The sequence below is a fragment of the Pseudomonas sp. GD03875 genome (assembly GCF_029840585.1).
Lineage (GTDB): Bacteria > Pseudomonadota > Gammaproteobacteria > Pseudomonadales > Pseudomonadaceae > Aquipseudomonas > Aquipseudomonas paralcaligenes.
The window spans coordinates 110,052-132,414 of record NZ_JAOCCV010000010.1 but is presented as its reverse complement, the minus strand read 5'-3'; the positions used below and the strand labels follow the sequence as shown (position 1 = coordinate 132,414).

The following is a 22,363-nucleotide window of genomic DNA, read 5'->3' as shown; positions in this document are numbered from 1 at the left end:
AACAGCGAAGCGACCTGAATACTATGCGTCTCTACCATTTCACGTCGCAGAAATACGGGCTTCTCGCGCTCAAGCAACGACGCCTGAAACTCGCTCGGATCAACGAGCTGAACGACCCCTTCGAATTTCTCGGCTGGAATCTCCGCGACAAGCGCGCCCGCGCGTTCCTGCGCAACTGGAAGAATGAACGCGATCGCGAGTATGGCCTGCTGTGCTTCAGCCACAAATGGTCCCATCCGCTGCTTTGGGGCCATTACGCCGAGAAACACCACGGCATCGTCATCGGGTTCGAAGTGCCCGACAAAAGCGACCTGTATCATCCGGTGAAGTATCGGCGAAAGCGCCTGCCGGCGCCGTCCGACCGCGATCTCGTCGGCGCGGACGTGGAGGACCTGCTTCTGACAAAGTTCACCGCCTGGAGATATGAGTCGGAATATCGATCCTTCAGCCGGCTCGCCGACAGCGTCCACGAAGGCGGCCTATACTTCGAGCCCTTCACCGACGACCTGAAGCCGGTGGAAGTGATCGTCGGCGATCGATCGACGATCACCCGGGCAGACCTGGCCGAAGCGCTGGGCGACGCCCGCGATCATGTCACCGCCTTCAAGGCGCGGCCCGCGTTCGGCAGCTTCGATGTGGTCAGAAACAAGAACGACGCTCTCTGGAGATAGCAGGAATGGACAGGAGGGCCGCCGGCGGGATGCCGGCCAATCTCGCGAGGTTGCATGCCGGCGAGGAGGAGCTGCGGCAGAAGGCTCTCGAAATGATCGCTGCGGACGACCACCGCGCGTTGCATCTCGCAGTGACCGAAGCCGCCATGGACCTCGCCGACATATTGCGACAGTTCGACACCGCAGACGAAGATCTCAAGGTCATCCAGATCCTCGGCATGCGAACCTTCAACGCGTTTGGCGCGAGCATCAAACTCGCGCTCTCAGGCTATAGCCAGAATAGCGCACTCATCCTCCGCGACGTTCTCGAGACGGTTTTCCTCCTGAGCTACTTCGCAGGCGACCGAAGCCTGATCGGTCGTTGGCGCCTCGCTGATGAAAAGACGCGTCAGCGAGAGTTCGGCCCCGTCAAACTCCGCGAAGCCATCGACGCGCGCGAAGGGTTCACCGGCAAGAAGCGCTTCGAAACCTACAAGATGTTCTCTGAGCTCGCCGGTCACCCGACGATGAAGTCCGCCCTGATGATGCGGCCGCAGCGCGACGGCGATGCCGTGATAGGCCCATTCATGGAAGCGACGACGCTGGATGCAGTCGTCTCGGAGATCGGAAAGCTCGTGGTTCAGGTTGGCGAGCAACTCACGTCGTTCTTTCCACCGTCCTGGGCCGTGCGCCTCCCGAGCCGACTCGCATTGCCACACTCAAGCAGCGCTGGATCGCGACATTCTATTCGACGACCATGGCCTCCACGTCCGACTAGATCTTGCGGGGAAAGCCTTCCCCTGCGTCCGAGCCAACGTCTCGGCCGACCCCTTCTGCGGGGCTCGCCGTCCCGCAACGCCCCCTTTAGAGTGAGAGTGCGGACCGGCGTTGCCGTGACGGGTTGAGGGCTGGGAGAGAGGCTTCCGGCGCCCGTCGCGGAGATCCGTGATGTCCAGAAGAACCCCATCCGCTCGCGCCGGCCAGGACCGCACGAGCCTTTACGACGAAATCACCGGCAAGATCATCGGCGACCTGGAGACCGGTCGCGTGCCCTGGGTCCAGCCCTGGGGCACGGCGGCGGCGAAAGCGCCGCTCGCCATGCCGAGCAACGCCGCCACCGGCCGGCACTATTCGGGGATCAATGTGCTGATCCTCTGGGGCGCCGTCATCGAGCACGGCTTTCCCGGCCAGAGCTGGCTCACCTTTCGCCAGGCGCTGGCGCTCGGCGGCCATGTCCGCAAGGGCGAGCGCGGCACGACCGTGGTCTATGCCGACCGCTTCGTGCCAGACGACGAGAAGCGGCGCGCCCGCGAGACCGGCGACGAGGCCCAGGCGGTCCCATTCCTGAAGCGCTTCACGGTGTTCAACGCCGCGCAGTGCGAGGGCCTGCCGGAGGACATCGCGATCGTCGCGCCGCCGCCGTCGCCAGGCCTGATCGAGCCGCAGGTCGAGGCGCTGATCCGGGCGACGGGCATCGACTTTCGCATCGGGGGCAATCGCGCCTTCTACGTGCCGGCGCTCGACTATGTGCGGGTTCCGCCGCCCCAGGCCTATTTCGAGCCGATCAACTGGCACCGGACCGCGCTGCACGAGTTGGGTCACGCCACCGGCCATCCGTCCCGTCTCGGCCGCGACATGAGCGGCGGTTTTGGCACCAAGAAATATGCGGTCGAGGAACTGGTTGCCGAAATGAATGCGGCCTTCTGCTGCGCCTCGCTCGGCATCGTGCCGACCGTGCGGCACGCCGATTACATCGGCTCCTGGCTGGAAGTGCTGCGCGAGGACAATCGCGCCATCGTCCGCTCCGCCAGCCAGGCGAGCAAAGCCGCCGATTGGCTGCTCGGCTTCGTGCCGGCCGACGGGGCCGCGCTATCGGCCGAACCCGCGATCGACAGGAGGGCCGCATGATCCTCATGACCGACGAACTGCGCGAGCAGCTCTTGGCCAACGGCCGGAAACGCGACGCCGATCACATCCCCGTGGTGAAGTTCTTCAACCCCCTCGGCGAAGGCGTCTGGCTCGCGACCGAACTCGACGAGGACGGCGACACCTTGTTCGGCCTGGCAGATCTCGGCGAACCCGAGCTCGGCTCATTCAGCCTCGCCGAAGTGACCGCGGTGCGTTTGCCGATGGGTCTCGGCATCGAACGCGACATCCTTTTCGAGGGGCTCTATCCGATCTCGGCCTGGGCCGAGGCAGCCAGTCGGACCGGCAGCATTCGTCAGGCCGAACGCGTGCTTCACGCCGCCCACCGAAGCGCGACGACCGCGCAGTCCGTAGATCCGTAAATTTGTGGCGACGGGTCTGCGCTGCTGCGTCTCCCGTCGCCGCGCCCTAGCCGCCGGCCAGGAGAGAGTGAGAGGGAGGACGGGATTTCGTGACGGGTTGGAGGTCGAGAGAGAGGCTCTCGGCCGCCCGTCGCGGAGTAATCTCGATGGCTACTGCAGTTCAGAGGATCGTCCTGTCGTCTTCGCGCGACATCCCCTTCAACAAGCTGGCGCTCAGCCAGTCCAATGTCCGGCGCGTGAAGGCCGGCGTCTCGATCGAGGACCTGGCGGCCTCGATCGCGCGTCGCGGCCTCATCCAGAGCCTCAGCGTCATCCCCGTCGTCGATGCCGAGGGCCATGAGACCGGCATGTTCGAGGTGCCGGCCGGAGGCCGTCGCTTCCGTGCGCTGGAACTGCTCGTCAAGCAGAAGCGCCTCGCCAAGATCGCCCCGGTGCCGTGCGTGGTGCGCAAGCGCGACGACGAGATTCTCGCCGAGGAAGTCTCGCTGGTCGAGAATATCGACCGCGCGCCGCTTCATCCGCTCGACCAGTTCCGCGCCTTCCAGGACATGCGGGTGAAGGGCAAGACCGAGGAGGATATCGCTGCGGCGCTCTTCGTGCCCGTTCAAGTGGTCAAGCAGCGCCTGCGCCTCGCGGCCGTTTCGCCCAGCCTGCTCGACATCTATGCCGAGGACGGCATGACGCTCGACCAGCTCATGGCGTTCACCGTCACCGACGATCACGCTCGCCAGGAGCAGGTCTGGGAGGCGATCAAGGACGCTTGGTCGAAGGAGCCCTATCAAATCCGTCGCATGCTCACCGAGACGACGGTGCGCGCTTCGGACAAGCGCGCCGTCTTCGTCGGTGTCGAAGCCTATGAGCTGGCCGGTGGCATCGTCATGCGCGACCTGTTCCAGTCCGACGATGGCGGCTGGCTGCAGGATGCGGCGCTGCTCGATCGGCTGGTCGCAGAGAAGCTGAAGGCGACGGCAGAGACCATCGCCGCCGAGGCCTGGAAGTGGATCGAGGTCGCGGTCAGCTTCCCCTACGACGCAACGCGCGGCCTGCGCGAGCTGCAGGGCGAACCGCTCGACCTGACGGCGGATGAACAGGCGACGATCGCGGCGCTCAACTCCGAGTACCAGAAGCTCGAGGCCGAATATGAGGACGCCGATGAGTTGCCCGACGAGGTCGACCAGCGGCTCGGCGAGATCGAGACGGCGCTGTCGGCCTTCGACACCCGTCCCGTGCGATTCGAGGCCGCCGACATCGCCCGCGCCGGTGTGTTCATCAGCATCGCTCATGACGGCACCGTCGCCATCGATCGCGGCTATGTCCGGGCCGAGGACGAGGCTCCCGACCCCGGCGCCGAGGCCGATGGGGGCGAAACCGAAGGTCGGTCGGATGAGCCCGGTGCGCCGGCCGTGCAGCGCGCCGTCATCACGATCGGCGGCCAGCCCGTCGAGGCGGAGGACGACGAGGACGACGCGATCAAGCCGCTCCCCGAGCGCCTGGTCATCGAGCTGACGGCCTATCGCACCCTCGCGCTGCGCAACGCCGTCGCGGAGAACCCGCACGTCGCCATGACCGCACTGCTCCACAAGCTGGTGTCGGACACCTTCATGACCCGCATGTACACGGGCGCCATGGAGGCCGGGGTGAAGCACGTCTTCTTCCCGGCGCAGGACGATGGGCTGAAGGACTGCCCGTCCGCCCGCGCGGTGCAGGACCGTCACGCCGCCTGGGCCGGCGACATCCCGAAGGACGACGATGCCCTATGGGACTGGCTCGCGGGCTTGGACGACGCCAGCCGGATGGCGCTGCTGGCGCATTGCGTCAGCTACGGCGTCAACGCGCTCTATGAGCGGCCGAACCCGCACAGCGCCGGCGGCGTGTCGCAGCACACGCTCGGCATGCGGCTCGCCCAGGCCGACCGCCTGACCAAGGCGACTGGGCTCGATCTGGTGGAGGCCGGCTGGCGCCCGACCTTCGGCAATTACCTCAACCGTGTCACCAAGCCCCGCATCCTGCAGGCGGTTCGCGAGGGCGTCGGAGAGCAGGCCGCGCAGCTCATCGACCACCTGAAGAAGGGCGACATGGCCAAGGAGGCCGAGCGGCTGCTCGCCGAGACCGGCTGGCTGCCCGAGCCGCTGCGCCTGATCGACGATGCCGAGGTGTCCACGCCGGAGGTCGAGGCTGGCGGCGAGGACGACGATGCGGCGCTGCCCGCATTCCTCGCCAGCGACGACGAGGAGGTCACCGCGGAGGCCATCGATGATGAACCGCACCTTGTCGCGGCTGAATGACGAACCCCCGGAGCGGCTTCGGCTGCTCCGGCCTTTTCCCCGAACGAAAGAGCATCGCCATGTCGCAATCCAAACCGCCGCCACACCGCGTCGTCTTCCAGTACCTCGTTCCCGTGCACGTCGAGGTCGAGGAGCGTCGGCCGCGTGACGATAATCGACGAAATGCCGGTGCGCGACCCCGTCGTCGTGGAAGGCGATCCCGCCGATCTCGCCGACGCCGCGCGCGCCGCCGACAACGGCCAAGCCTGGCCTTCCTGGCAGTTCGGCTACTAGCCGCCGTCACCCCGAACTCCGAGCCCGGCCCGAGCGCCGGGCTCTTTTCGTTTCCGGAGCCCGCTATGACCGATTTCGTCACCCGCTATTCCTGCCTGCTCGACGTCGGCACCTCCGCCAATGTCGCCCGGGCTTTCGACATCTATGCCGCCTTGATGGCCGAGAACGGCCGCGAGGACCCGCCGGCCGAGCCGTTTCACCTGTCGGTGACACCCGAACACGGCGCGTCGCGGCTCTGGCTGCGCGATCCCGGCACCGCCGATCCGCAGCTTGCGATCACCTTCGTGACGCGCTGCGCCGAGGCGTTCGGACTGACCGGCCGCTGGGGATTTCAGTGGGCCGGCATTGCCTCCAATCCCGTGATCGACGGCTTCATGGGCGGCGCCCATGTCCTCGATCTCGCCACGGGCCAGACAATCGCCTGGATGAGCACCGGCCGCTGGCTCGCCGACCGGCTTGCCGAGGGAGGCGCACGATGAGCATCCCCGACCATGCCCGCGCCAACTTCCAGACGTTGCTGCGCGCCGCGTCGAGCGGCGACCTGGCGCTGATGGAATGCGCCGACGTGGCGACCGGCGAGCCGCGCTACGTCATCTGCGCTGTCGGCCGCGATGAAGGCGACTTCGTTTTCACGCCGTTCGGCCATCTCGCCGACGGCAATCCCTTCGAGATCTACCGCCCGCCGGAGGCCTCGACATAGGGGCGCACCACATCGAGGAGACGCGCGACTTCCGCGCGGGCCTTCGATGCAAACGCCGGATCGCTGTCGAAGCGATCGAAGGCATGGCACTGATAGTAGGCGTTCAACACCGCGATCACATCGCCCAGATCGTCACCCGTTCCGACCATCCCGGACTTGTCGGCGTGCGACAGGCCCTTTTCGAGGTCGTGGCGAATGTCCTGCCGACACCGATCGTCGCTCCAGCCCTGGCTCGAAAGATACGCCTTCAGCCCAAGCTCGGCGGCGATCGCGGTCATGTAGCAGGTGTCGCGGGGATCGCCGTTCTCCGCCTGTGCCGGCGACGGCAAAAACTCCTCGCCGTTGGCGAGCAAACCACGCGCTCGCACGATGTCTTCGCGCGCCACCACCAGACCGCCACCTCCCATTGGCATACTCATCATCCGGCGCAGCGCGCCCGGATGATGTTAGGCGTCACGGCTGTTTTCCTACGAGAGCTTAGCGTCCCATCCGCATCGCCGGAAGCCGGTGCCACAGGCCGGGTTCCGGCTGCGCCAGAGTGAGAGGGTGGCCGGGACGGGGTTGAGCCCGTCCGGTCGAGAGAGAGCGCCGGGCCGGCTCGCCCTTGTCCCGCTCTCCGAGGTTCTCCGATGCTCCATGCTCCGATCCCCGCCGCCGAGGCGGCATCGCTTCCGCTTGGCTCCTCCACGCCGCCGGCCGCCTCCATCCTCGCCGCCGCCGAACGCATCCTCTCCCACCTCGAACAGGGCCGCACCGTCGATGCCGCCATGCTGCGCAGCGCGATGGAGGACGCCTTCGGCGCGTCCGACACAGCCGGCGCGTGGGACTGGAAAGCCGCCTATGACGCTTGCGAGGTCGCGACCGTCCTGTTCCTGCGCAAATACGGAAAGCCGCTTTTCCGCAAAGCCGCATCGCCGGCTTCACGGCTCACGGCGCTGACCAAGATCATTGGTCTGCTGCCGACGCACACGCGTCGATCCGAAGAGACGCAGGCCTTCCAGCAGTTCTCCACGCCGGTCCCGCTCGGCCTTGCCGCGTTGACAGCGGCAACGTTGACCCCGACCGACCGCGTGCTGGAGCCGTCCGCCGGCACCGGCCTGCTTGGCGTCCTTGCCGAAACTGCGGGCGCATCGCTCATCCTCAACGAGCTGGCCGATACCCGCGCCGATCTTCTCACTTCTCTCTTCCCGGCCGTGCCCGTCACGCGCTTCGACGCCGCCCAGATCGACGACCATCTCGATCCGACCGCTATGCCGAGCGTCGTCATCATGAACCCGCCATTCTCGGTTATGGCGAACGTCACCGGGCGCGTCGCCGACGCCGCCTATCGGCATATCGCCTCGGCACTGGCCCGTCTGGCCGACGGCGGGCGCTTGGTCGCCATCACTGGCGCGAACTTCTCGCCGGAGCTTCCAGCCTGGCGGGACGCCTTCGTCCGTCTGCAGGCGCGCGGCCGCGTCGTGTTCACCGCCGCGATCGCCGGCTCGGTCTATGCCAAGCACGGCACGACCATCGACACCCGCCTGACCGTCATCGACAAGGCGCCGGCCGAGGATGCCGAGCATTTGCCGGACTCCGCCGGGATCGCGCCCGACGTCGCGACGCTGCTCGCCTGGATCGATGCGCAGCTCCCAGCGCGCCTGCCGGTCACGATCGCGCGTCCAAACGCGATGTCGGCCGCCACGCCGCGAACGGTGCGAGGTTATCTCGCTCGCGCGGCGACGGCCCAGCCCGACCGCCGGATCACCCAGATCGAAGGCGTGCCGCTCGCCTATGAGACCATCGATTGGACGCCGCCGGAGAGCGGCCGCCTATCGGACTCGATCTATGAGGCCTACGTCCTCCAGTCGATCCGCATCGACGGCGCGCAGCCGCACCCGACCAAGCTGGTGCAGTCCGCAGCCATGGCCTCGGTCGCGCCGCCGAAGCCGAGCTATCGCCCGACCCTGCCGGGAGCGATCGTCGCCGACGGCGTCCTCTCGGACGCCCAGCTCGAGACGGTGATCTATGCCGGCGAGGCTCATGGCGAATATCTCGCAGGGGCCTGGACCGTCGACGAGACCGGCGATCTCGTCACCGCCGCGCCGGACGATGCCCCGAACGCGGTCCGTTTTCGCCGAGGCTTCATGCTCGGCGACGGCACAGGCGCCGGCAAGGGTCGCCAGTCGGCCGGCATCATCCTCGACAACTGGCTGCAGGGGCGCCGCAAGGCCGTCTGGATCTCCAAATCCGACAAGCTGCTCGAGGACGCACAACGCGACTGGTCGGCGCTCGGCATGGAGCGGCTGCTGGTCACGCCGCTCTCGCGCTACCCGCAGGGCACGGCGATCCGGCTCCCCGAGGGCGTCCTATTCACCACCTACGCCACGCTACGGTCCGACGACCGTGGAGAGAAGCTTTCGCGCGTCAAGCAGATCGTCGAATGGTTGGGCTCCGATTTCGACGGAGTGATCATTTTCGACGAGTCCCATGCAATGCAGAATGCCGGCGGCGGCAAAGGAGAACGGGGCGATGTCGCACCCTCGCAGCAAGGCCGTGCGGGGCTCCGGCTCCAGCACATGCTCCCGAACGCCCGCATCGTCTATGTTTCTGCGACCGGCGCCACCACGGTTCATAACCTCACCTATGCCCAGCGGCTCGGCCTGTGGGGCGGCGAGGATTTCCCCTTCGCCAACCGTGCCGAATTCGTCGAGGCCGTCGACAATGGCGGCGTCGCCGCCATGGAGGTGCTCGCCCGCGACCTGCGCGCGCTCGGCCTCTACACAGCGCGATCGCTCTCCTATGACGGCGTCGAATACGAACTGGTCGAGCACCAGCTCACCCCCGAACAGACCCGCATCTATGACACCTATGCCGGCGCCTTCGCCATCATCCATAATCATCTCGACGCGGCGATGCAGGCCGCCAACATCACCGGCGACAGCGGCACGCTGAACCGACAGGCGAAGTCTGCCGCGCGCTCGGCCTTCGAGAGCGCCAAGCAGCGCTTTTTCGGGCATCTCCTGACCAGCATGAAGACGCCGACGCTGGTCCGCTCGATCGAGCAGGACCTGGCGGCTGGCCATTCCGCCGTCATCCAGATCGTTTCGACCGGCGAAGCCCTGATGGAGCGTCGCCTGGCTGAAATACCGACCGAGGAATGGCACGACGTCCGCGTCGACATCACGCCGCGCGAATACGTTCTGGACTACCTCGCCCATTCCTTCCCGGTGCAGCTTTATGAACCGTTCTCGGACAGCGAGGGCAATCTGTCGTCGCGGCCGGTCTATCGCGACGGCCAACCCGTCGAAAGCCGCGAGGCCGTCGCCCGCCGCGACGAGCTGATCGAACGGCTCGCATCGCTGCCGCCGGTCCCGGGCGCGCTCGACCAGATCGTCCAGCGCTTCGGCACGGACATCGTCGCCGAAGTGACGGGCCGGTCGCGCCGCGTCGTGCGCAAGGGCGAGCGGCTTGCTGTCGAGAACCGGGCGGGATCGGCCAATCTCGCCGAAGCAGCCTCATTCATGGACGATGACAAGCGCGTCCTCGTCTTCTCCGACGCCGGCGGCACTGGCCGCAGCTATCATGCGGATCTCGCTGTCCGCAACCAGCGCCTGCGCATCCACTATCTCCTGGAGCCGGGCTGGAAGGCCGACGCGGCGATCCAGGGGCTCGGCCGCACCAACCGCACCAACCAGGCGCAGCCACCGCTCTTCCGGCCGATCGCCACCGACGTGAAGGCCGAGAAGCGCTTCCTCTCGACCATCGCGCGACGGCTCGACACGCTCGGCGCCATTACGCGCGGCCAGCGCCAGACCGGCGGCCAGGGCCTGTTCCGACCCGAGGACAATCTCGAATCCCACTACGCGCGCGATGCGCTGCGCCAGCTTTTCCTGCTGCTCGTGCGCGGCAAGGTCGAGGGATGCTCGCTCGATCGCTTCGAAACCGCCACCGGCCTCAAGCTGATGGACGACAACGGCATTAAGGACGAGCTGCCGCCGATCACCACTTTCCTCAACCGGCTGCTGGCGCTCACCATCGAGTTGCAGGGCGTCCTGTTCACCGCCTTTGAGCAACTCCTGATGGCGAAGATCGAGGGCGCGATCCGCAGCGGCCACTATGACGTCGGGCTTGAGACGCTGCAGGCCGAGAGCTTCGTGGTCACCGACAGTAAGGTGATCCATGTGCATCCCGGCACCGGCGCGGAGACTCGGCTGCTGACCATCACGCGCCGGGAGCGCAATCGACCGATCACGCTGCTCGATGCGCTCGATCATCGCGCCGATCCGCGTGCGCAGCTGCTCGTCAATGGTCGCTCCGGTCGCGCCGCGGTGCAGATGCCGGCCCCGTCGATGATGCTCGATGACGGCGAGATCGAACGCCGCGTGTGTCTGATCCGGCCGATGGAGCAGCACTATGCGCCGCTGCGCATGATGGAAGAGAGCCATTGGGAGGAAGCCGAACGCGACCGCTTCGCCGCCGCATGGGACGCCGAGCTTGCCGACATCCCGGAATTCTCCGACAGCACGATCCACATCGTCGCGGGCTTGCTGCTGCCGATCTGGAAGCGCCTGCCGGACGAGTCGACGCGGGTGTATCGACTCCAGACCGACGCGGGCGAGCGCATCATTGGCCGCCGCGTGTCGCCGGCCTGGGCCGCCAACGCTGCCTCGCAGGGGGCGAGCACGCTGACACCGGAACACGCCTTCGCCGCGCTGATGGAAGGCCGCACGATCCTCGACTTGGCCGAAGGCCTCCAGCTTCGCCGCGCCCGTGTCATGAGCGCCTATCGCCTGGAGCTGACCGGCTTCACCGAGGCGATGCGCGAGCGACTGCGAGCCTATGGCCTGTTCAGCGAGATCATCTCCTGGAAGCTGCACTTTTTCGTGCCAGCCGACACCAATGGCGTAAGCATCCTCACCAAGCTGCTCGACACCTATCCGGTGGCGCGCATCTCCGAGCGGGAGGCCGCGTGATGTCTCGTCACGATGCTTCCGATCTTGCGCAACGTCTCCGCCGGCAGGCCGAGGCGGTGTGCCGACACTACCTCTCCAGCGGGCGGCGCGAGGGCCGCTACTGGCTGGTTGGCGACGTGCGCAACACGCCCGGCCGATCGATGTATGTGCGGCTCAAGGACTCGCCCAAGGGTCCGGCCGGCAAATGGACCGATGCCGCGACCGGCGAGCATGGCGATCTCCTCGACGTGATCCGGGATAGCTGCGGCCTCATCGACTTCAAGGACGTCGCGGACGAGGCACGGACCTTCCTCAGCATGCCGCAGCCCGAACCAGCGCCAGCACATCCGCGTCAGGCACCCGCACCACACGGGTCGCCCGAGGCGGCCCGCCGCCTGTTCGGCATGTCGCAGCCGATTACGGGCACGCTCGTACAGTCGTATCTACGGGAACGCGGCATTACTGATTTACGCGGAACCGGAAATCTGCGCTTCCACCCGCGCTGCTACTATCGACCCGACGAGCATTCTCCGACCGAGACCTGGCCCGCCATGATCGCCGCCGTCACCGATCTCCGCGACAGGATCACCGGGGCGCATCGGACCTGGCTCGACCCGCGACGCCGCGACAAGGCGCCGCTCGACACGCCGAGGCGGGCGATGGGCGATCTTCTCGGCAACGCGGTCCGCTTCGGAACGGGCGGCGAAGTCATGGCGGCCGGCGAAGGCATCGAGACCGTCCTGTCGGTCAGGCAAGTCTTGTCCGACATGCCGATGCTGGCGGCGCTCTCAGCAGCCCATCTCGCCGCCATCTTGTTCCCGGACACGCTGCGGCGGCTCTACATCCTGCGCGACGACGATCCGGCCGGTGACGGTGCGCGCGACAGTCTCGTCGAACGGGCGAACGCGGCCGGCATCGAGGCGATCGTCGTGTCTCCGAGGCTGGGCGACTTCAACGAGGACCTCCGAAGGGCTGGACTGGAAAGCCTGCGGGCAACGACGCGGGTACAAATCGCTCCCCAGGACGTCGCACGCTTCATGGCAATGGCGGCATAGCCGGAAGGGTATGCTGGTGACCGCAACGCCCTCGCTTGGCACTCGCTCGGATGCTCCCAGGTGTCAGGGAGAGCCGCAACCCGGCCTTCGAGAGGGCGATCGGCCGGCAAACGGCCCGGACCGACAACGTCGGCGCCCGACTATTTTCCGGCGGCCCGTCGGGCCTTTCCATCGCGAAACAAAATAGCCGGCCTTCGGCGTCCTCCGCTGTGCTGCGGCCCTCTCGCTTCGCTCCGGGTGCAGGTCCGGCCCGCCTGCCGGCTTTCGTCGCCAGAAGGCCGCGAGGGTCGCGGTCACACCGACGAAGGAGCATCCCGATGAGCGAGCAGGACGACAGCTACGAGCCGCATCACGCATCATCCCCCACCGACCACGTCCTCCACGAGCTTCAACTTTATGGCTACCGTCCCTTCGCGGACGAACCCGACGGAAGGCCGCTGCCCGAAGGAAACCACGTCGCCGGCGCCATCGCCGATATCTTCGACGCCCTGATCGCAACCCTGGAAGACACCCGCCTCGAGCCCGACCTCGACGATCTCCTCTGGTCGACGGTCAACGTCTTCCACCGCGCGACCGACCGGATCGAGCGCGAGCTGGACGACAATGAGCAGGCGCAGCGCCGCGGTCAACGCGAACAGGATGGCTCTGAGGTGAAAGCCGTCGAGCTGGAACGCCTCACGGCCGAAGGCCAGACGATGATCGAGCGACGCAACGCCTTCGAACTGATGCGCGACCAAGCGGCCGAGCACTACGAACGGCACACCGGCTCAGCCTGGCGTCCCCGCAGCGGATCGATGGTGAGCCATCGCAACCTCACCTCGGCAATGATCGACAGCCGCGACTTCCTCGCCGCCAAGAGGCGGGCCGATACCGAGGTGCTGCTGCCGGCCGGACCGAAGATCGCCATCACCGGTGGGCTCGACTTCAACGATCACACGCTGATCTGGGCCAAGCTCGATCAGGTCCACGCCAAGCACCCCGACATGGTGCTGATCCACGGCAAGTCACCGAAGGGTGCCGAAAAGATCGCTTCACGTTGGGCCGATCACCGCAAGGTGCCGCAGGTCGGATTTGCTCCCGACTGGACGAAACATGCCAAGGCCGCTCCGTTCAAGCGCAACGATCAGATCCTCGACGTCCTGCCGATCGGGGTCATGCACTTTCCCGGCAGTGGCATTCAGGACAACCTCGCCGACAAGGCCAAGAAGCTCGGCATCCCGGTCTGGAAGCATGGCGGCGCGTGAGCGCCGCCACCTTTGCAACCCCGGCTACCGCTTCATCTTCGTGAATTTGTAGACGCGCCCAGCGCTATCGTAGGTGGTCCAGTCGCCGACCTGCTCACCATTCTCGAAATAGCCGGACCGCAATTTTGAGCCGTCACGGCGAAACCATTCCCAATATCCAGTGGGCTGACCCTCGAGCGTTTGGCCGACGACCCACAAGCTGCCGTCCCTGTGCTTCTTCTCGAAAGGGAGTGTCTCGGTCATTCTCCGCCTCGTCTCAGTCTGGCTCGCCAATCACGGCTATCCGGGCGGACCGCGCATAGTGCGCTAGCTCAGTATCATTCTCGATCAACGCGTCGAGCAGCGTCTTCATATCCGTCCGGTCGGAGGAAGACTGAAAGGGACCCGGCTGACGTTCGATGGCCAACGCGGCGATCGCGAGGGCCTTCTTCACGAGATGCAGATCTCTACCTGTGAACTCCGCCATTGCCGGTCCTTCGCGACTCCAAGCTTGCGGCCCACAGCATAGCCTAGATCCTCGTCCAGCGGCACATGGCACGAGCAAAGCAGAGCAAGCGTCGAGGCCAGGATTGTGGATCTCCTGACGCGAAGAACCACCCCCGCCTTTAAGCGCTGATCCTTGGTCCACCCGCGGACTTGTCGCCATCAACCCGTAAAGGGTCGGCTATGCGAGCATGCCGCCGCTGCGGCTGCGCCTGCGCGGTGATTGCAGTCCACGGCCGAACACTTCGGGCGCCTGTCGGCGGGGGATGGTCCTCCGCTCCAGCAGGAGCCCAGCAAATGTCCCTCAACGACGCTCACGCCTTCGCCTTCAGCCTCGCCACCACCCTGATGGCCGCCATCGTCATTTTCCAGGCCGGCGACGGCACCCTCTCGGTGACAACCGCCAGTGAGTACGACGGCGACGCCTCGGAGATCGTCCATGAAATCGACCCGTTCGCGCCCTGATCAGGCTCATCGGACTGCGCCGGGCGGAAGTCGCTTGCGGTTTCCGCTCCCGGGCAAGGCCCTTTTCCGCTATTATCCGAGCGCGCCGTGGTGGTGGTGGCAGGCGCGACCGTCAGACCTATCGTCACGGAGGCTACCACCATGATCATTCTTGCAATCCTCGCCTCGCTCGCCGCCATCGGCGCGCTATGCTGGCTGTTATTCACTCTAGCCGTCTTCGCACTGCCGGCCTTCGTCGGCGCAACCGTTGGCGCCTGGGCTTACGGCACTGGCGCCGGTGTGCCTGGCGCAATTCTCATCGGCCTGGTCGCCGCGGCCGCCACCCTAGCGGTCGGCCAGCTCGTGATGATGTTCGTGCGGCCCGTATGGCTGAAGCTGATCGTCGCCATCGCCTTCGTTGCCCCGGCAGCGATCGCCGGATTCCATGCCACGCACGGCATCGTCAAGCATCTCATGCCATCCGAGGCATGGCAGATGACCTTCTCCGTCATCGGCGCCATCGCGGTCGGCATCACCGCCCTCGTGCGGGTCGCAGGGATGGCGACGGCTCCGGGCCCTTCCGGTCAGGGCTTAGCGCGGGCCTGACTTGATCCAGCGCCAATGCGACGGACCAAAATCGCGTTGGCGCGAACGCCTCCGTCGTCTGAGGCGGGTGTGGCTGGAGCGTGGAGCAAGACTCGACGCTAGACCTTGGGCACGACCCCCGCTGGCGCGCTTCGAGGCGGCTGCATCTGCGCGGGCAACGTGCGACCGCTCGTCACGACCCTCCAATAGCGGCGACAACGAGGAGGCAGCACGACTAGCCTGTACGAGGGAGCAATCGCCAGAAGGTCCCGTATCGGCGCCGGTATGCCGATGCAGGGTGGCCGCCATCTTCTCCGTTTCCTGGCCCGTGTCTCAACCGCTCCAAACGGCCTCTTCAATGGCCTGATCTGGCCGAAGGCCGGCTGCGCCTCGATCGCCTATGACGCAACAGCCGCGTCAGACTTTCTTCCCCTGCCGGCTACGCCGCCATTCCTCGCGGGACAACAAAGTCCTCCTTAGCTGTCCAGCCCCTTCGGGGTGCGCCGTCGATCGCCTCCGGCCAACCGATCGCCATCGAGGCCGCAATGGTGCGGGCTCGAATACGGAAAGACGGAGACTTACAATGGCGACCATCGGCACCTTCAAGAAGACCGGTTCGAACGAGTTCACCGGCGAAATCGTCACCCTCAGCGTCCAGGCCAAGGGCGTGCGTATCGTCCCCGACACCCGCGCCACTGGCGAAAACGCGCCGAGCCACCGGGTTCTGGTCGGCCGCGCCGAGATCGGGGCCGCCTGGTCCAAGCGCTCCAACGAGGGCCGCGACTACCTGGGCCTCAAGCTGGACGACCCTTCGTTCAACAGCCCCATCTACGCCAACCTCTTCGACGACGAGGACGCGGACACCTTCTCGCTGATCTGGTCCCGTCCCAACGGGCGGCGCAGCGACTGAGGGCCGGCGCAAGGCCCCGGCCGGAAGGCCGGGGCCCTCGCATTCTCGAACGACCGAATCAGTCAGCGGCTTCGACACCGGCAATCCGCTCGCCGAAGGCGAAATCGCTGGAACTCCGAGGCCAGAACGACTATTATAGTCGTAGTTTTGGCGTGCGCGTAGGACCGTGTGGGAGGTGATCATGCATGATCACCGCCCGACAATTTCGGGCCGCACGCGCGTTGCTGGGTTGGACACAGGAGACGCTCGCGGACAAGGCCCGGGTCTCATTGACCGCTCTCAAGCGCCTCGAATCCCATAGCGGGCTGGAGGTGTACGAGACGACTCGCGATGAGGTGAGACGAGCTTTCGAACGCGCCGGCATCGTCTTCCTGAACTCCGACCAGGGCAAGGGAGTGCTGTTGGTCGATGCCAAGAAGGACGCCTGATTTTCCGATTGTCGCGGCAACGCCACGACTTCGCGCAGGTGTTGCCCGCTTCATCATTGCGATCAAATCAGGGCTAATAATGTTTCCCAGAATGGATAAACCGCGTCTTCGGGGGATGTTGTGACCAAGTCGGATTTTCTCGACCAGCCACCGGGCGGCGCGGCGCTGACGGCCTACGATCGGGCGCATCTGAAGCTCTATGCCCGTCTGCTCGATGCCGAGGCGCAAGGGGCGGATTGGCGAGAAGTGGCTAAAGTCCTCTTCGACCTTGAGGCCGATTGGGACGAGCCCCGCGCTCGGCAGGTCTACGACGCACATCTTGAACGCGCCAGATGGATGACGCAGGGCGGCTACTGCGAGTTCCTTGGCTCGCGCGCGCACTGAGGTGATGCGGAACGCGCATCACCTTGATCCACCTTCGTTATTCCCAAGCCTCATTCAACTTGGAATCGTACCCCATGCATAACTCGCGTTGCGTCTTATTGCGCGGAGGCGGTGGAGGATGTCCGAGGACGAAAGCTGGCGGTCTGAGGCCGCTTACGATTACATCGATGCGCTAACGCCCGGCGATCTGGCCTGGGAGTTTCTGCGGCGCAACCCAGACTACAGAAAATCCTATCGGGAGCTGATAGCCGTCGGGCGTTTGAGCGAGAGCGCCGCGCGCGAGTTTGCCGCCCAATGGGGGTTGCGATTTCGTCGCCGACCCAAGCCACTCGGCGCTAATCCAGCCGATCTTCTGGACCCCGCAAGTCGATCCGGCTGCGATCATCCTGACGACAGGCCCAGAGACCGATGGCCCCCCGTTCACCGCTGAAGATGTTCATGCCCATGTAATCCTTCAGTATGACGAGGCGCTCGTCCGGCTTGAGATGCGACGCGAAAGCTTTGACGTCGCTCTGACCGCATTGTCTAGCCGCCAGGCGCTCGCCGCGCTTCTCATTATCGATGATCTGCTGCCGGACCGCCTCACCGCTTTGGCGCGCTTCTGGGCCGCCATCAAGAACCGGCGTGCGCCCGCCGACCCCCGAGTCACACCGCAGCGCCAGCGGCGCGCTCGCTTGATGCTACGCGTCGTCGATGCCCGGGTCGCAGGAGCGACCTACCGCCAGATCGCCGCGCAGCTCTTCCCAAATCTTAAAAGCGACTCGGAAACCTGGGTCGAGAACCCCGTCCGCGAGACGACAGTCCGCCTTGCCCGGGACGGCTTGGCGTTCGTCGGTGGTGGCTACCGCAGAATCCTTCGGCTTCCACGTCGCTCGCGATGACACATCCTCGGTGTCGAAAATAACTTCCTAATTCCGTTCCTGTCGGAAGCGCCGTCCTCCCGCCACCGTGCTCGCAACCCGCCGCTCGTTCGCAGCGGCCATCAGTGAGACCACGGAGGTGCGATCATGGCCGAAACAGCCGCCAGTATTCCGCAGCGCTATCTCAGAACACAGGAAGCCGCGCGGTTCCTCGGCCTTTCCGAGCGCACGCTCGAAAAGCACCGTACCTACGGAACCGGCCCAACCTATCGCAAGCTCGGCGGTCGCGTCGTCTATGCGGTGGAAGACCTCCAAGCCTGGGCGGACCGGGGTCTCGTAACCTCCACCTCCGATCCACGCGCAGGCACCGTTCTGCCCGCCAAGCGTCAGCCGAAATCTCCCGCCACGGCCGGCGGGCGCTTTCCTCGCTGAGACGGCGCGCCATGTCGTCCCGCCACCAACATCGCGATGAGCGTGCGCAGCTCGATCTGTTCCGGGCGCTGCCCGGCGATCTTGCGCCCCGCGATGCGCAGGACCTCATGGCCTATCCGTTCTTCTCGCTCGCCAAGTCGAAGCGCCTGGCGCCGATCGATTTCAAGGCAGGCTCTGTAAAGATCCGCGTCGAAGCGGTCGCCGAGCACGGTATGGCCACGATCTGGGACGCCGACGTCCTGATCTGGGCCGCCTCACAGATCGTCGAGGCGCGCGACCTCGGCCTGCGGCCGTCGCGTCTGATGGCGACCACGCCATACGAGATTCTGCAGTTCATCGGCCGCGGCGTGTCGCTGCGCGACTACGACCGCCTGAAGGCCGCGCTCGACCGGCTTCAGTCGACCACGGTGGCGACCTCGATCCGCCAGCCGACCGAGCGGCGAATGCACCGCTTCTCCTGGATCAACGAGTGGAAGGAACGCGCCGATCACCGAGGCCGCCCGCTCGGGCTCGAACTGATCTTGCCTGACTGGTTCTACGGCGCCGTGCTGGACGACGCGCTCGTGCTGACAATCGACCGCAACTATTTCGGTCTGACCGGCGGGCTCGAACGCTGGCTTTACCGCCTCGTGCGCAAGCACGGCGGCAAGCAGGAGTTCGGCTGGAGCTTCGACTTTCCACATCTCCATTCGAAGTCCGGCAGCCTCTCGCCGCTCAAGCACTTCGCCTACGACCTGCGTGACATCGTCAAACGACAGCCGCTTCCAGGCTACCGCCTGACCATAGAGCAATGCGTCGGCGGGCCGGAAATTCTCTCCTTCGTGCCGACCGATCCGGATGCCCTCGGCATCCCGCGACGTCGTCGCCGGACCAAACCTCACCCTGGGGATAAGCTGTGAATCGTCTCGTGCTATCAGGGACCGGCACTATCGTGCCATCGGGGACCGGACACTCGTGCTATCGGGGACCGGAATCGTCGATTCCTCGCGCCAAATCAGCAGCTTGCGAGCCCCGTAACTTATCTAACCTAGATTCCTACGGAATCTTTCTAACGCGACCGCCTTTTTCGGCCGCTGTGGACGAGTGCCCGATCGCCGGGAGACCGTCATGATCGTCGCGCTGCTCAACCAAAAAGGCGGCGTCGGCAAGACGACGCTCGCCCTTCACCTCGCTGGCGAATGGGCTCGCCGTGGACAGCGCGTCACGCTGATTGACGCCGACCCGCAAGGCTCGGCACTCGACTGGTCCCAGCAGCGCAGTCGCGAGGGGCTGGAGCGGCTGTTCGGTGTTGTCGGCCTGGCGCGCGACACGCTCCACCGTGAAGCGCCGGAGCTGGCGCGCGACGCCGACCATGTCGTCATCGATGGCCCGCCGCGCGTCGCCGGCCTGATGCGCTCGGCGCTTCTCGCCGCCGATCTCGTTCTGATCCCGGTGCAGCCGTCACCGCTCGATGGCTGGGCCTCGGCCGAGATGCTCAGCCTGCTCGGCGAGGCGCGCATCTATCGCCCGCAGCTCGCCGCTCGCTTCGTGCTGAACCGGTGCGCCGCCCGCACGGTCCTGGCGCGCGAGACCGCCGAGACGCTGGCGGATCACGACCCGCCCTTGCTCTCGACCACGATCGGACAGCGCATCGTCTTTGCTGACGTTGTGCAGACCGGCCGGCTCGCCGCCGAGCAGGACGAGGATTGCCCCGGCGCGCGCGAGATCGAGGCGCTCGCGGCGGAAGTCGCGAGGATTGGCGCATGAGCGCGCGGTCCCCGAAGCGCAGCTTTGCGGCGCGTCCGGCCGATCCCGAAGACTGGATCAAGGTGCCCGATCGCCACGCAACCCGCACCCAGCCCGCTGAGGATTTCTCTGCGCGGCTGACGATTGACGTCACCACCGACATGCGGGGCCGCATCAAGATCGCTGCCTTCCAGCGCGGCCAGACCGTCGCCGACATGCTGCGCGCGCTGTTCGAACGCGAATTCCCACCCCCCTCAGGAGAAGGATGATGACCGGCCTTGTCGCCGCGCCAATGCGCGTCCTTGGCGCTACCGCCGAGCCGCCGCCCGAGGCGTTCACCCAGGTCGAACTCATCTGGATCGAGAAGCAGACCGAGCACTGGATCCGCTTCGGCCGCGAACGGCGCGAGCAGATCCTCGATCGTCGCCGTCGCATCCTCTTCTTCCCTCCCGGCAGCGTCCTCGCGCTCGTGCGCTGGGCGGCGAACGAGCACGGCACCGTTCTCTCGCGGCTCGACATCCTGCGCACGGTTGAACGCGGCGCAGCGTGCCAGACCGTTCCGACGGTCACGCCCGGCGCAGAGGTCCTGCTGCATGTCGATGGCTGGCCGAAGGTTGAGCGCGTGCTCCAGCTCATCAACGCCATCGAGGCGCGCGGCATCGATCCGATCGAGGTTTCGCCCGATCATTGGCACCACGTCCATAACCGGATGACCATCGGCGAAACGCCGCGCGCTTATGGCTTTCGGCAGCATCGCGCCTTTCTCCTGCGTCGGGAGATCGGCGCATGACCCGGCTCTCCTATGGCGTCGTCATGGCCGCGTCCGTGTCGCTTCTCGGCGTCGCCTCGATCGCTTCCTTCGCGCCGCGCCTGATCTGGAACGCGTCCGCCAGCACGCCGGTCGGCTTCTACACGATCGGCGAAGTGGGCAACCTCGAAGTGACCGATCTGGTGGCCGTCGACGCGCCCGAGCCGCTCGCAACCTTCCTGTCCGATGGCGGCTACCTGCCGCGCGGCGTACCGCTCCTGAAGCGTGTCGCCGCGCTCCCGGGACAGCGGGTCTGTCGGACCGGGCTCGTCATCACCGTCGACGGCGTGCCGATGGGAGACGCCCTCGATCGCGATCGTCGCGGCCGTCTGCTCCCGATCTGGCGCGGCTGCCAGTTGGTCGCGAACGGCGAGCTGTTCCTGATGAATTGGCAGGTCCGAGACAGCCTGGACGGACGCTATTTCGGCCCGCTTCCGGCCACCGCCGTGATCGGCCGGGCAACCCCTCTCTACACCGACGAGGACGGCGATGGCCGCTTCGTTTGGCGTGCGCCGACGCGGTGACGGCGCGCCCATGACCCTGTTCACCGCAATCTGAAGGAGACGACCCATGCCCGTGATCGGTCAATTCGTGCGCGAGAATGATGGCTTCATCGGCGACCTGACGACGCTGTCATTGCATCAGGACATCATCATCGTCGCGGCCGAGCCGTCCGATGCCGAGAACGCGCCGGACTACCGCGTCCATGTGCTCGACACCATGAGCAACGAGACTGGCGCGGAGATCGGCGCGGGCTGGAAGCGCACCGGCGAGAAGGCCGGCGAATACGTCTCGCTGCAACTCGACGATCCGACCTTCGACCACCCGATCCGCGCCAATCTGTTCCAATCGGCCGACGACAAGTCCGCCTGGAGCCTGCATTGGAATCGCCCGCCGAAGCGCGGCGAGCGGGATTGATCGATGACCGTCGCGCGCCATCAGCCTGCCGTCGGAGGGAGGATCGCCCTCCGACGTACAGCCCTCCTTCTCCTTTCCGGCCTAATCCTCGCCGCGCCGGCCGCAAGCACTGCCTACGCTCAGCAAGCGCAGGTGGAGCGGCCCTCACGCAGCGATCCCTATGGCGCTTACATCGCGGAGGCGGCGCAGCGGTTCGGCGTTCCAGAAGCGTGGATACGCGCCGTCATGCGCGTCGAAAGCGCAGGCGATGTGCGCGCCATCTCGTCGGCCGGCGCCATTGGACTGATGCAGATCATGCCGGCCACCTGGGCCGAACTCCGCGTCCGGCATCGGCTCGGCGGCGATCCCTACGATCCGCGCGACAACATTCTGGCGGGCGCTGCGTATCTGCGCGAGATGCACGGCCGCTACGGTTCGCCCGGCTTTCTGGCGGCCTACAACGCCGGCCCGGGCCGCTACGAAGAGTATCTCGCAGGCCGCCCATTGCCGGCTGAAACCCGCGCCTACGTCGCGGCGCTCGCCCCCGTTCTCGGCGGCGGTGAACTCGCCGGCCCCGTCACGGTGGCGGCCGCCGATCCCCTGGCTTGGACCCGGGCGCCGCTCTTTGCCCCGCAGTCGGCCGGCAGCGAACCTGCCGCGCCGGTGCAGTCTGCGGGCGCTCCGGACGCCCCCGCAGCGGTTGCCCCGGAGCGCGATCAAGGCCCGGTGGCTTCGCGCACCGATGGCCTTTTCGTCGCGCGCAATGTCCCTGGTGGCCCGCGATGACCGCTTTCGCACCGGTTCGCATTGTGGCGCGGTCTGGCGGGCAAATGGCGGTCCGGAGAGGAGGAGCCGACAGCACAACCGCACGATGGCGAGATAAAAGCCGGCGAGGTGCGGCTTGGTGCGGTGGTGTGTTTTCAGGGACTTGTGGCGCATTTGCGCGAGGTGCGCCTCATCGGCGCAGCCTGCGCATTT

Annotated in this window: 28 protein-coding genes and 1 pseudogene; 26 read left to right on the top strand and 3 right to left on the bottom strand. The window is 66.2% G+C overall.

Going from position 1 to position 22,363, the window contains the following annotated elements; all coding sequences use genetic code 11:
* Positions 1-23: 23 nt before the first annotated feature.
* From N5D30_RS11690 to N5D30_RS11655, 8 genes are all read left to right on the top strand, one after another.
* Positions 24-671 (top strand): DUF2971 domain-containing protein, encoded by a 648-nt coding sequence (locus N5D30_RS11690; RefSeq protein ID WP_088217379.1) that lies wholly within the window; start codon positions 24-26, stop codon positions 669-671.
* A 29-nt stretch (positions 672-700) separates the two neighbouring features.
* On the top strand, positions 701-1,555 hold the full coding sequence (locus tag N5D30_RS11685) for a hypothetical protein (protein ID WP_279909099.1): 855 nt from the start codon (positions 701-703) through the stop codon (positions 1,553-1,555).
* A gap of 43 nt (positions 1,556-1,598) precedes the next feature.
* On the top strand, positions 1,599-2,558 hold the full coding sequence (locus tag N5D30_RS11680; RefSeq protein WP_094514275.1) for a zincin-like metallopeptidase domain-containing protein: 960 nt from the start codon (positions 1,599-1,601) through the stop codon (positions 2,556-2,558).
* Entirely contained in the window at positions 2,555-2,938 is a 384-nt protein-coding gene (locus tag N5D30_RS11675; RefSeq protein WP_088217376.1) for a DUF2958 domain-containing protein, read from the top strand. The genes N5D30_RS11680 and N5D30_RS11675 overlap by 4 nt, the downstream gene beginning before the upstream one ends.
* A 146-nt stretch (positions 2,939-3,084) precedes the next feature.
* Positions 3,085-5,223 (top strand): ParB/RepB/Spo0J family partition protein, encoded by a 2,139-nt coding sequence (locus N5D30_RS11670; RefSeq protein WP_088217375.1) that lies wholly within the window; start codon positions 3,085-3,087, stop codon positions 5,221-5,223.
* A 144-nt stretch (positions 5,224-5,367) separates the two neighbouring features.
* Complete coding sequence (locus N5D30_RS11665) at positions 5,368-5,496, top strand: hypothetical protein (protein WP_254915502.1); 129 nt, start codon at positions 5,368-5,370, stop codon at positions 5,494-5,496.
* 65 nt (positions 5,497-5,561) lie between these two features.
* On the top strand, positions 5,562-5,975 hold the full coding sequence (locus N5D30_RS11660) for a hypothetical protein (RefSeq protein WP_088217374.1): 414 nt from the start codon (positions 5,562-5,564) through the stop codon (positions 5,973-5,975).
* The gene (locus N5D30_RS11655) at positions 5,972-6,196 is read left to right on the top strand and encodes a DUF6117 family protein (protein ID WP_088217373.1); all 225 of its coding nucleotides are present in this window, start codon (positions 5,972-5,974) and stop codon (positions 6,194-6,196) included. The genes N5D30_RS11660 and N5D30_RS11655 overlap by 4 nt, the downstream gene beginning before the upstream one ends.
* Here N5D30_RS11655 and N5D30_RS11650 read toward each other — a convergent pair.
* Positions 6,169-6,585: a HEPN domain-containing protein gene (locus N5D30_RS11650; protein ID WP_279909097.1), complete on the bottom strand. Its 417-nt coding sequence runs from the start codon at positions 6,583-6,585 to the stop codon at positions 6,169-6,171. The two genes, N5D30_RS11655 and N5D30_RS11650, sit on opposite strands and share 28 nt — an antisense overlap.
* 240 nt (positions 6,586-6,825) lie before the next feature.
* Here N5D30_RS11650 and N5D30_RS11645 point away from each other — a divergent pair, with 240 nt between their 5' ends.
* The 3 genes from N5D30_RS11645 (at position 6,826) to N5D30_RS11635 (ending at position 13,429) form a co-directional block, all read left to right on the top strand.
* Positions 6,826-11,151: a strawberry notch family protein gene (locus tag N5D30_RS11645; RefSeq protein ID WP_279909096.1), complete on the top strand. Its 4,326-nt coding sequence runs from the start codon at positions 6,826-6,828 to the stop codon at positions 11,149-11,151.
* A complete protein-coding gene (locus tag N5D30_RS11640) occupies positions 11,151-12,185 on the top strand; it encodes a toprim domain-containing protein (RefSeq protein WP_088217370.1) in 1,035 nt (344 codons plus the stop codon). The genes N5D30_RS11645 and N5D30_RS11640 overlap by 1 nt, the downstream gene beginning before the upstream one ends.
* 317 nt (positions 12,186-12,502) lie before the next feature.
* Positions 12,503-13,429 carry a DUF2493 domain-containing protein gene (locus tag N5D30_RS11635; protein WP_088217369.1) on the top strand — a complete coding sequence of 309 codons (927 nt, stop codon included), beginning with the start codon at positions 12,503-12,505 and terminating at the stop codon, positions 13,427-13,429.
* A gap of 24 nt (positions 13,430-13,453) precedes the next feature.
* Here the strand turns inward: N5D30_RS11635 and N5D30_RS11630 are convergent, their stop codons facing one another.
* Together N5D30_RS11630 and N5D30_RS11625 are read right to left on the bottom strand one after the other, a co-directional pair.
* The gene (locus N5D30_RS11630; protein ID WP_088217368.1) at positions 13,454-13,672 is read right to left on the bottom strand and encodes a hypothetical protein; all 219 of its coding nucleotides are present in this window, start codon (positions 13,670-13,672) and stop codon (positions 13,454-13,456) included.
* Between the two features lie 13 nt (positions 13,673-13,685).
* Positions 13,686-13,895 carry a hypothetical protein gene (locus N5D30_RS11625; RefSeq protein WP_088217367.1) on the bottom strand — a complete coding sequence of 70 codons (210 nt, stop codon included), beginning with the start codon at positions 13,893-13,895 and terminating at the stop codon, positions 13,686-13,688.
* A gap of 314 nt (positions 13,896-14,209) precedes the next feature.
* Between N5D30_RS11625 and N5D30_RS11620 the strand changes: the two genes are divergently transcribed.
* The 15 genes and pseudogenes from N5D30_RS11620 (at position 14,210) to N5D30_RS11555 (ending at position 22,171) form a co-directional block, all read left to right on the top strand.
* A complete protein-coding gene (locus tag N5D30_RS11620; RefSeq protein ID WP_167387110.1) occupies positions 14,210-14,377 on the top strand; it encodes a hypothetical protein in 168 nt (55 codons plus the stop codon).
* A gap of 141 nt (positions 14,378-14,518) precedes the next feature.
* Positions 14,519-14,962: a hypothetical protein gene (locus N5D30_RS11615; protein WP_088217365.1), complete on the top strand. Its 444-nt coding sequence runs from the start codon at positions 14,519-14,521 to the stop codon at positions 14,960-14,962.
* Positions 14,963-15,524: 562 nt separating this feature from the next.
* Positions 15,525-15,851: a DUF736 domain-containing protein gene (locus N5D30_RS11610; protein WP_094514272.1), complete on the top strand. Its 327-nt coding sequence runs from the start codon at positions 15,525-15,527 to the stop codon at positions 15,849-15,851.
* A 185-nt stretch (positions 15,852-16,036) separates the two neighbouring features.
* A complete protein-coding gene (locus N5D30_RS11605; RefSeq protein WP_037520532.1) occupies positions 16,037-16,279 on the top strand; it encodes a helix-turn-helix transcriptional regulator in 243 nt (80 codons plus the stop codon).
* 120 nt (positions 16,280-16,399) lie between these two features.
* A complete protein-coding gene (locus tag N5D30_RS11600; RefSeq protein ID WP_088217363.1) occupies positions 16,400-16,663 on the top strand; it encodes a DUF2285 domain-containing protein in 264 nt (87 codons plus the stop codon).
* A 118-nt stretch (positions 16,664-16,781) separates the two neighbouring features.
* Positions 16,782-16,925, top strand: a pseudogene (locus N5D30_RS26115) (DUF6499 domain-containing protein); the annotation flags it as partial.
* A gap of 22 nt (positions 16,926-16,947) precedes the next feature.
* Complete coding sequence (locus N5D30_RS11595) at positions 16,948-17,544, top strand: DUF2285 domain-containing protein (RefSeq protein WP_198650685.1); 597 nt, start codon at positions 16,948-16,950, stop codon at positions 17,542-17,544.
* 126 nt (positions 17,545-17,670) lie between these two features.
* Entirely contained in the window at positions 17,671-17,955 is a 285-nt protein-coding gene (locus tag N5D30_RS11590; protein WP_039187922.1) for a helix-turn-helix domain-containing protein, read from the top strand.
* 11 nt (positions 17,956-17,966) lie between these two features.
* Complete coding sequence (locus N5D30_RS11585; protein ID WP_088217362.1) at positions 17,967-18,854, top strand: replication initiator protein A; 888 nt, start codon at positions 17,967-17,969, stop codon at positions 18,852-18,854.
* Positions 18,855-19,062: 208 nt separating this feature from the next.
* Entirely contained in the window at positions 19,063-19,701 is a 639-nt protein-coding gene (gene parA / locus N5D30_RS11580) for a ParA family partition ATPase (protein WP_088217361.1), read from the top strand.
* Positions 19,698-19,949 (top strand): hypothetical protein, encoded by a 252-nt coding sequence (locus N5D30_RS11575; protein WP_088217360.1) that lies wholly within the window; start codon positions 19,698-19,700, stop codon positions 19,947-19,949. The genes parA and N5D30_RS11575 overlap by 4 nt, the downstream gene beginning before the upstream one ends.
* Entirely contained in the window at positions 19,949-20,470 is a 522-nt protein-coding gene (locus tag N5D30_RS11570; protein ID WP_088217359.1) for a DUF2840 domain-containing protein, read from the top strand. Before N5D30_RS11575 ends, N5D30_RS11570 begins: the two co-directional genes overlap by 1 nt.
* A 23-nt stretch (positions 20,471-20,493) precedes the next feature.
* On the top strand, positions 20,494-21,012 hold the full coding sequence (locus N5D30_RS11565) for a S26 family signal peptidase (RefSeq protein ID WP_254915506.1): 519 nt from the start codon (positions 20,494-20,496) through the stop codon (positions 21,010-21,012).
* A gap of 46 nt (positions 21,013-21,058) precedes the next feature.
* Entirely contained in the window at positions 21,059-21,406 is a 348-nt protein-coding gene (locus N5D30_RS11560; RefSeq protein ID WP_088217357.1) for a DUF736 domain-containing protein, read from the top strand.
* A 3-nt stretch (positions 21,407-21,409) separates the two neighbouring features.
* Positions 21,410-22,171 (top strand): lytic transglycosylase domain-containing protein, encoded by a 762-nt coding sequence (locus tag N5D30_RS11555; protein ID WP_088217356.1) that lies wholly within the window; start codon positions 21,410-21,412, stop codon positions 22,169-22,171.
* Positions 22,172-22,363 lie beyond the last annotated feature (192 nt).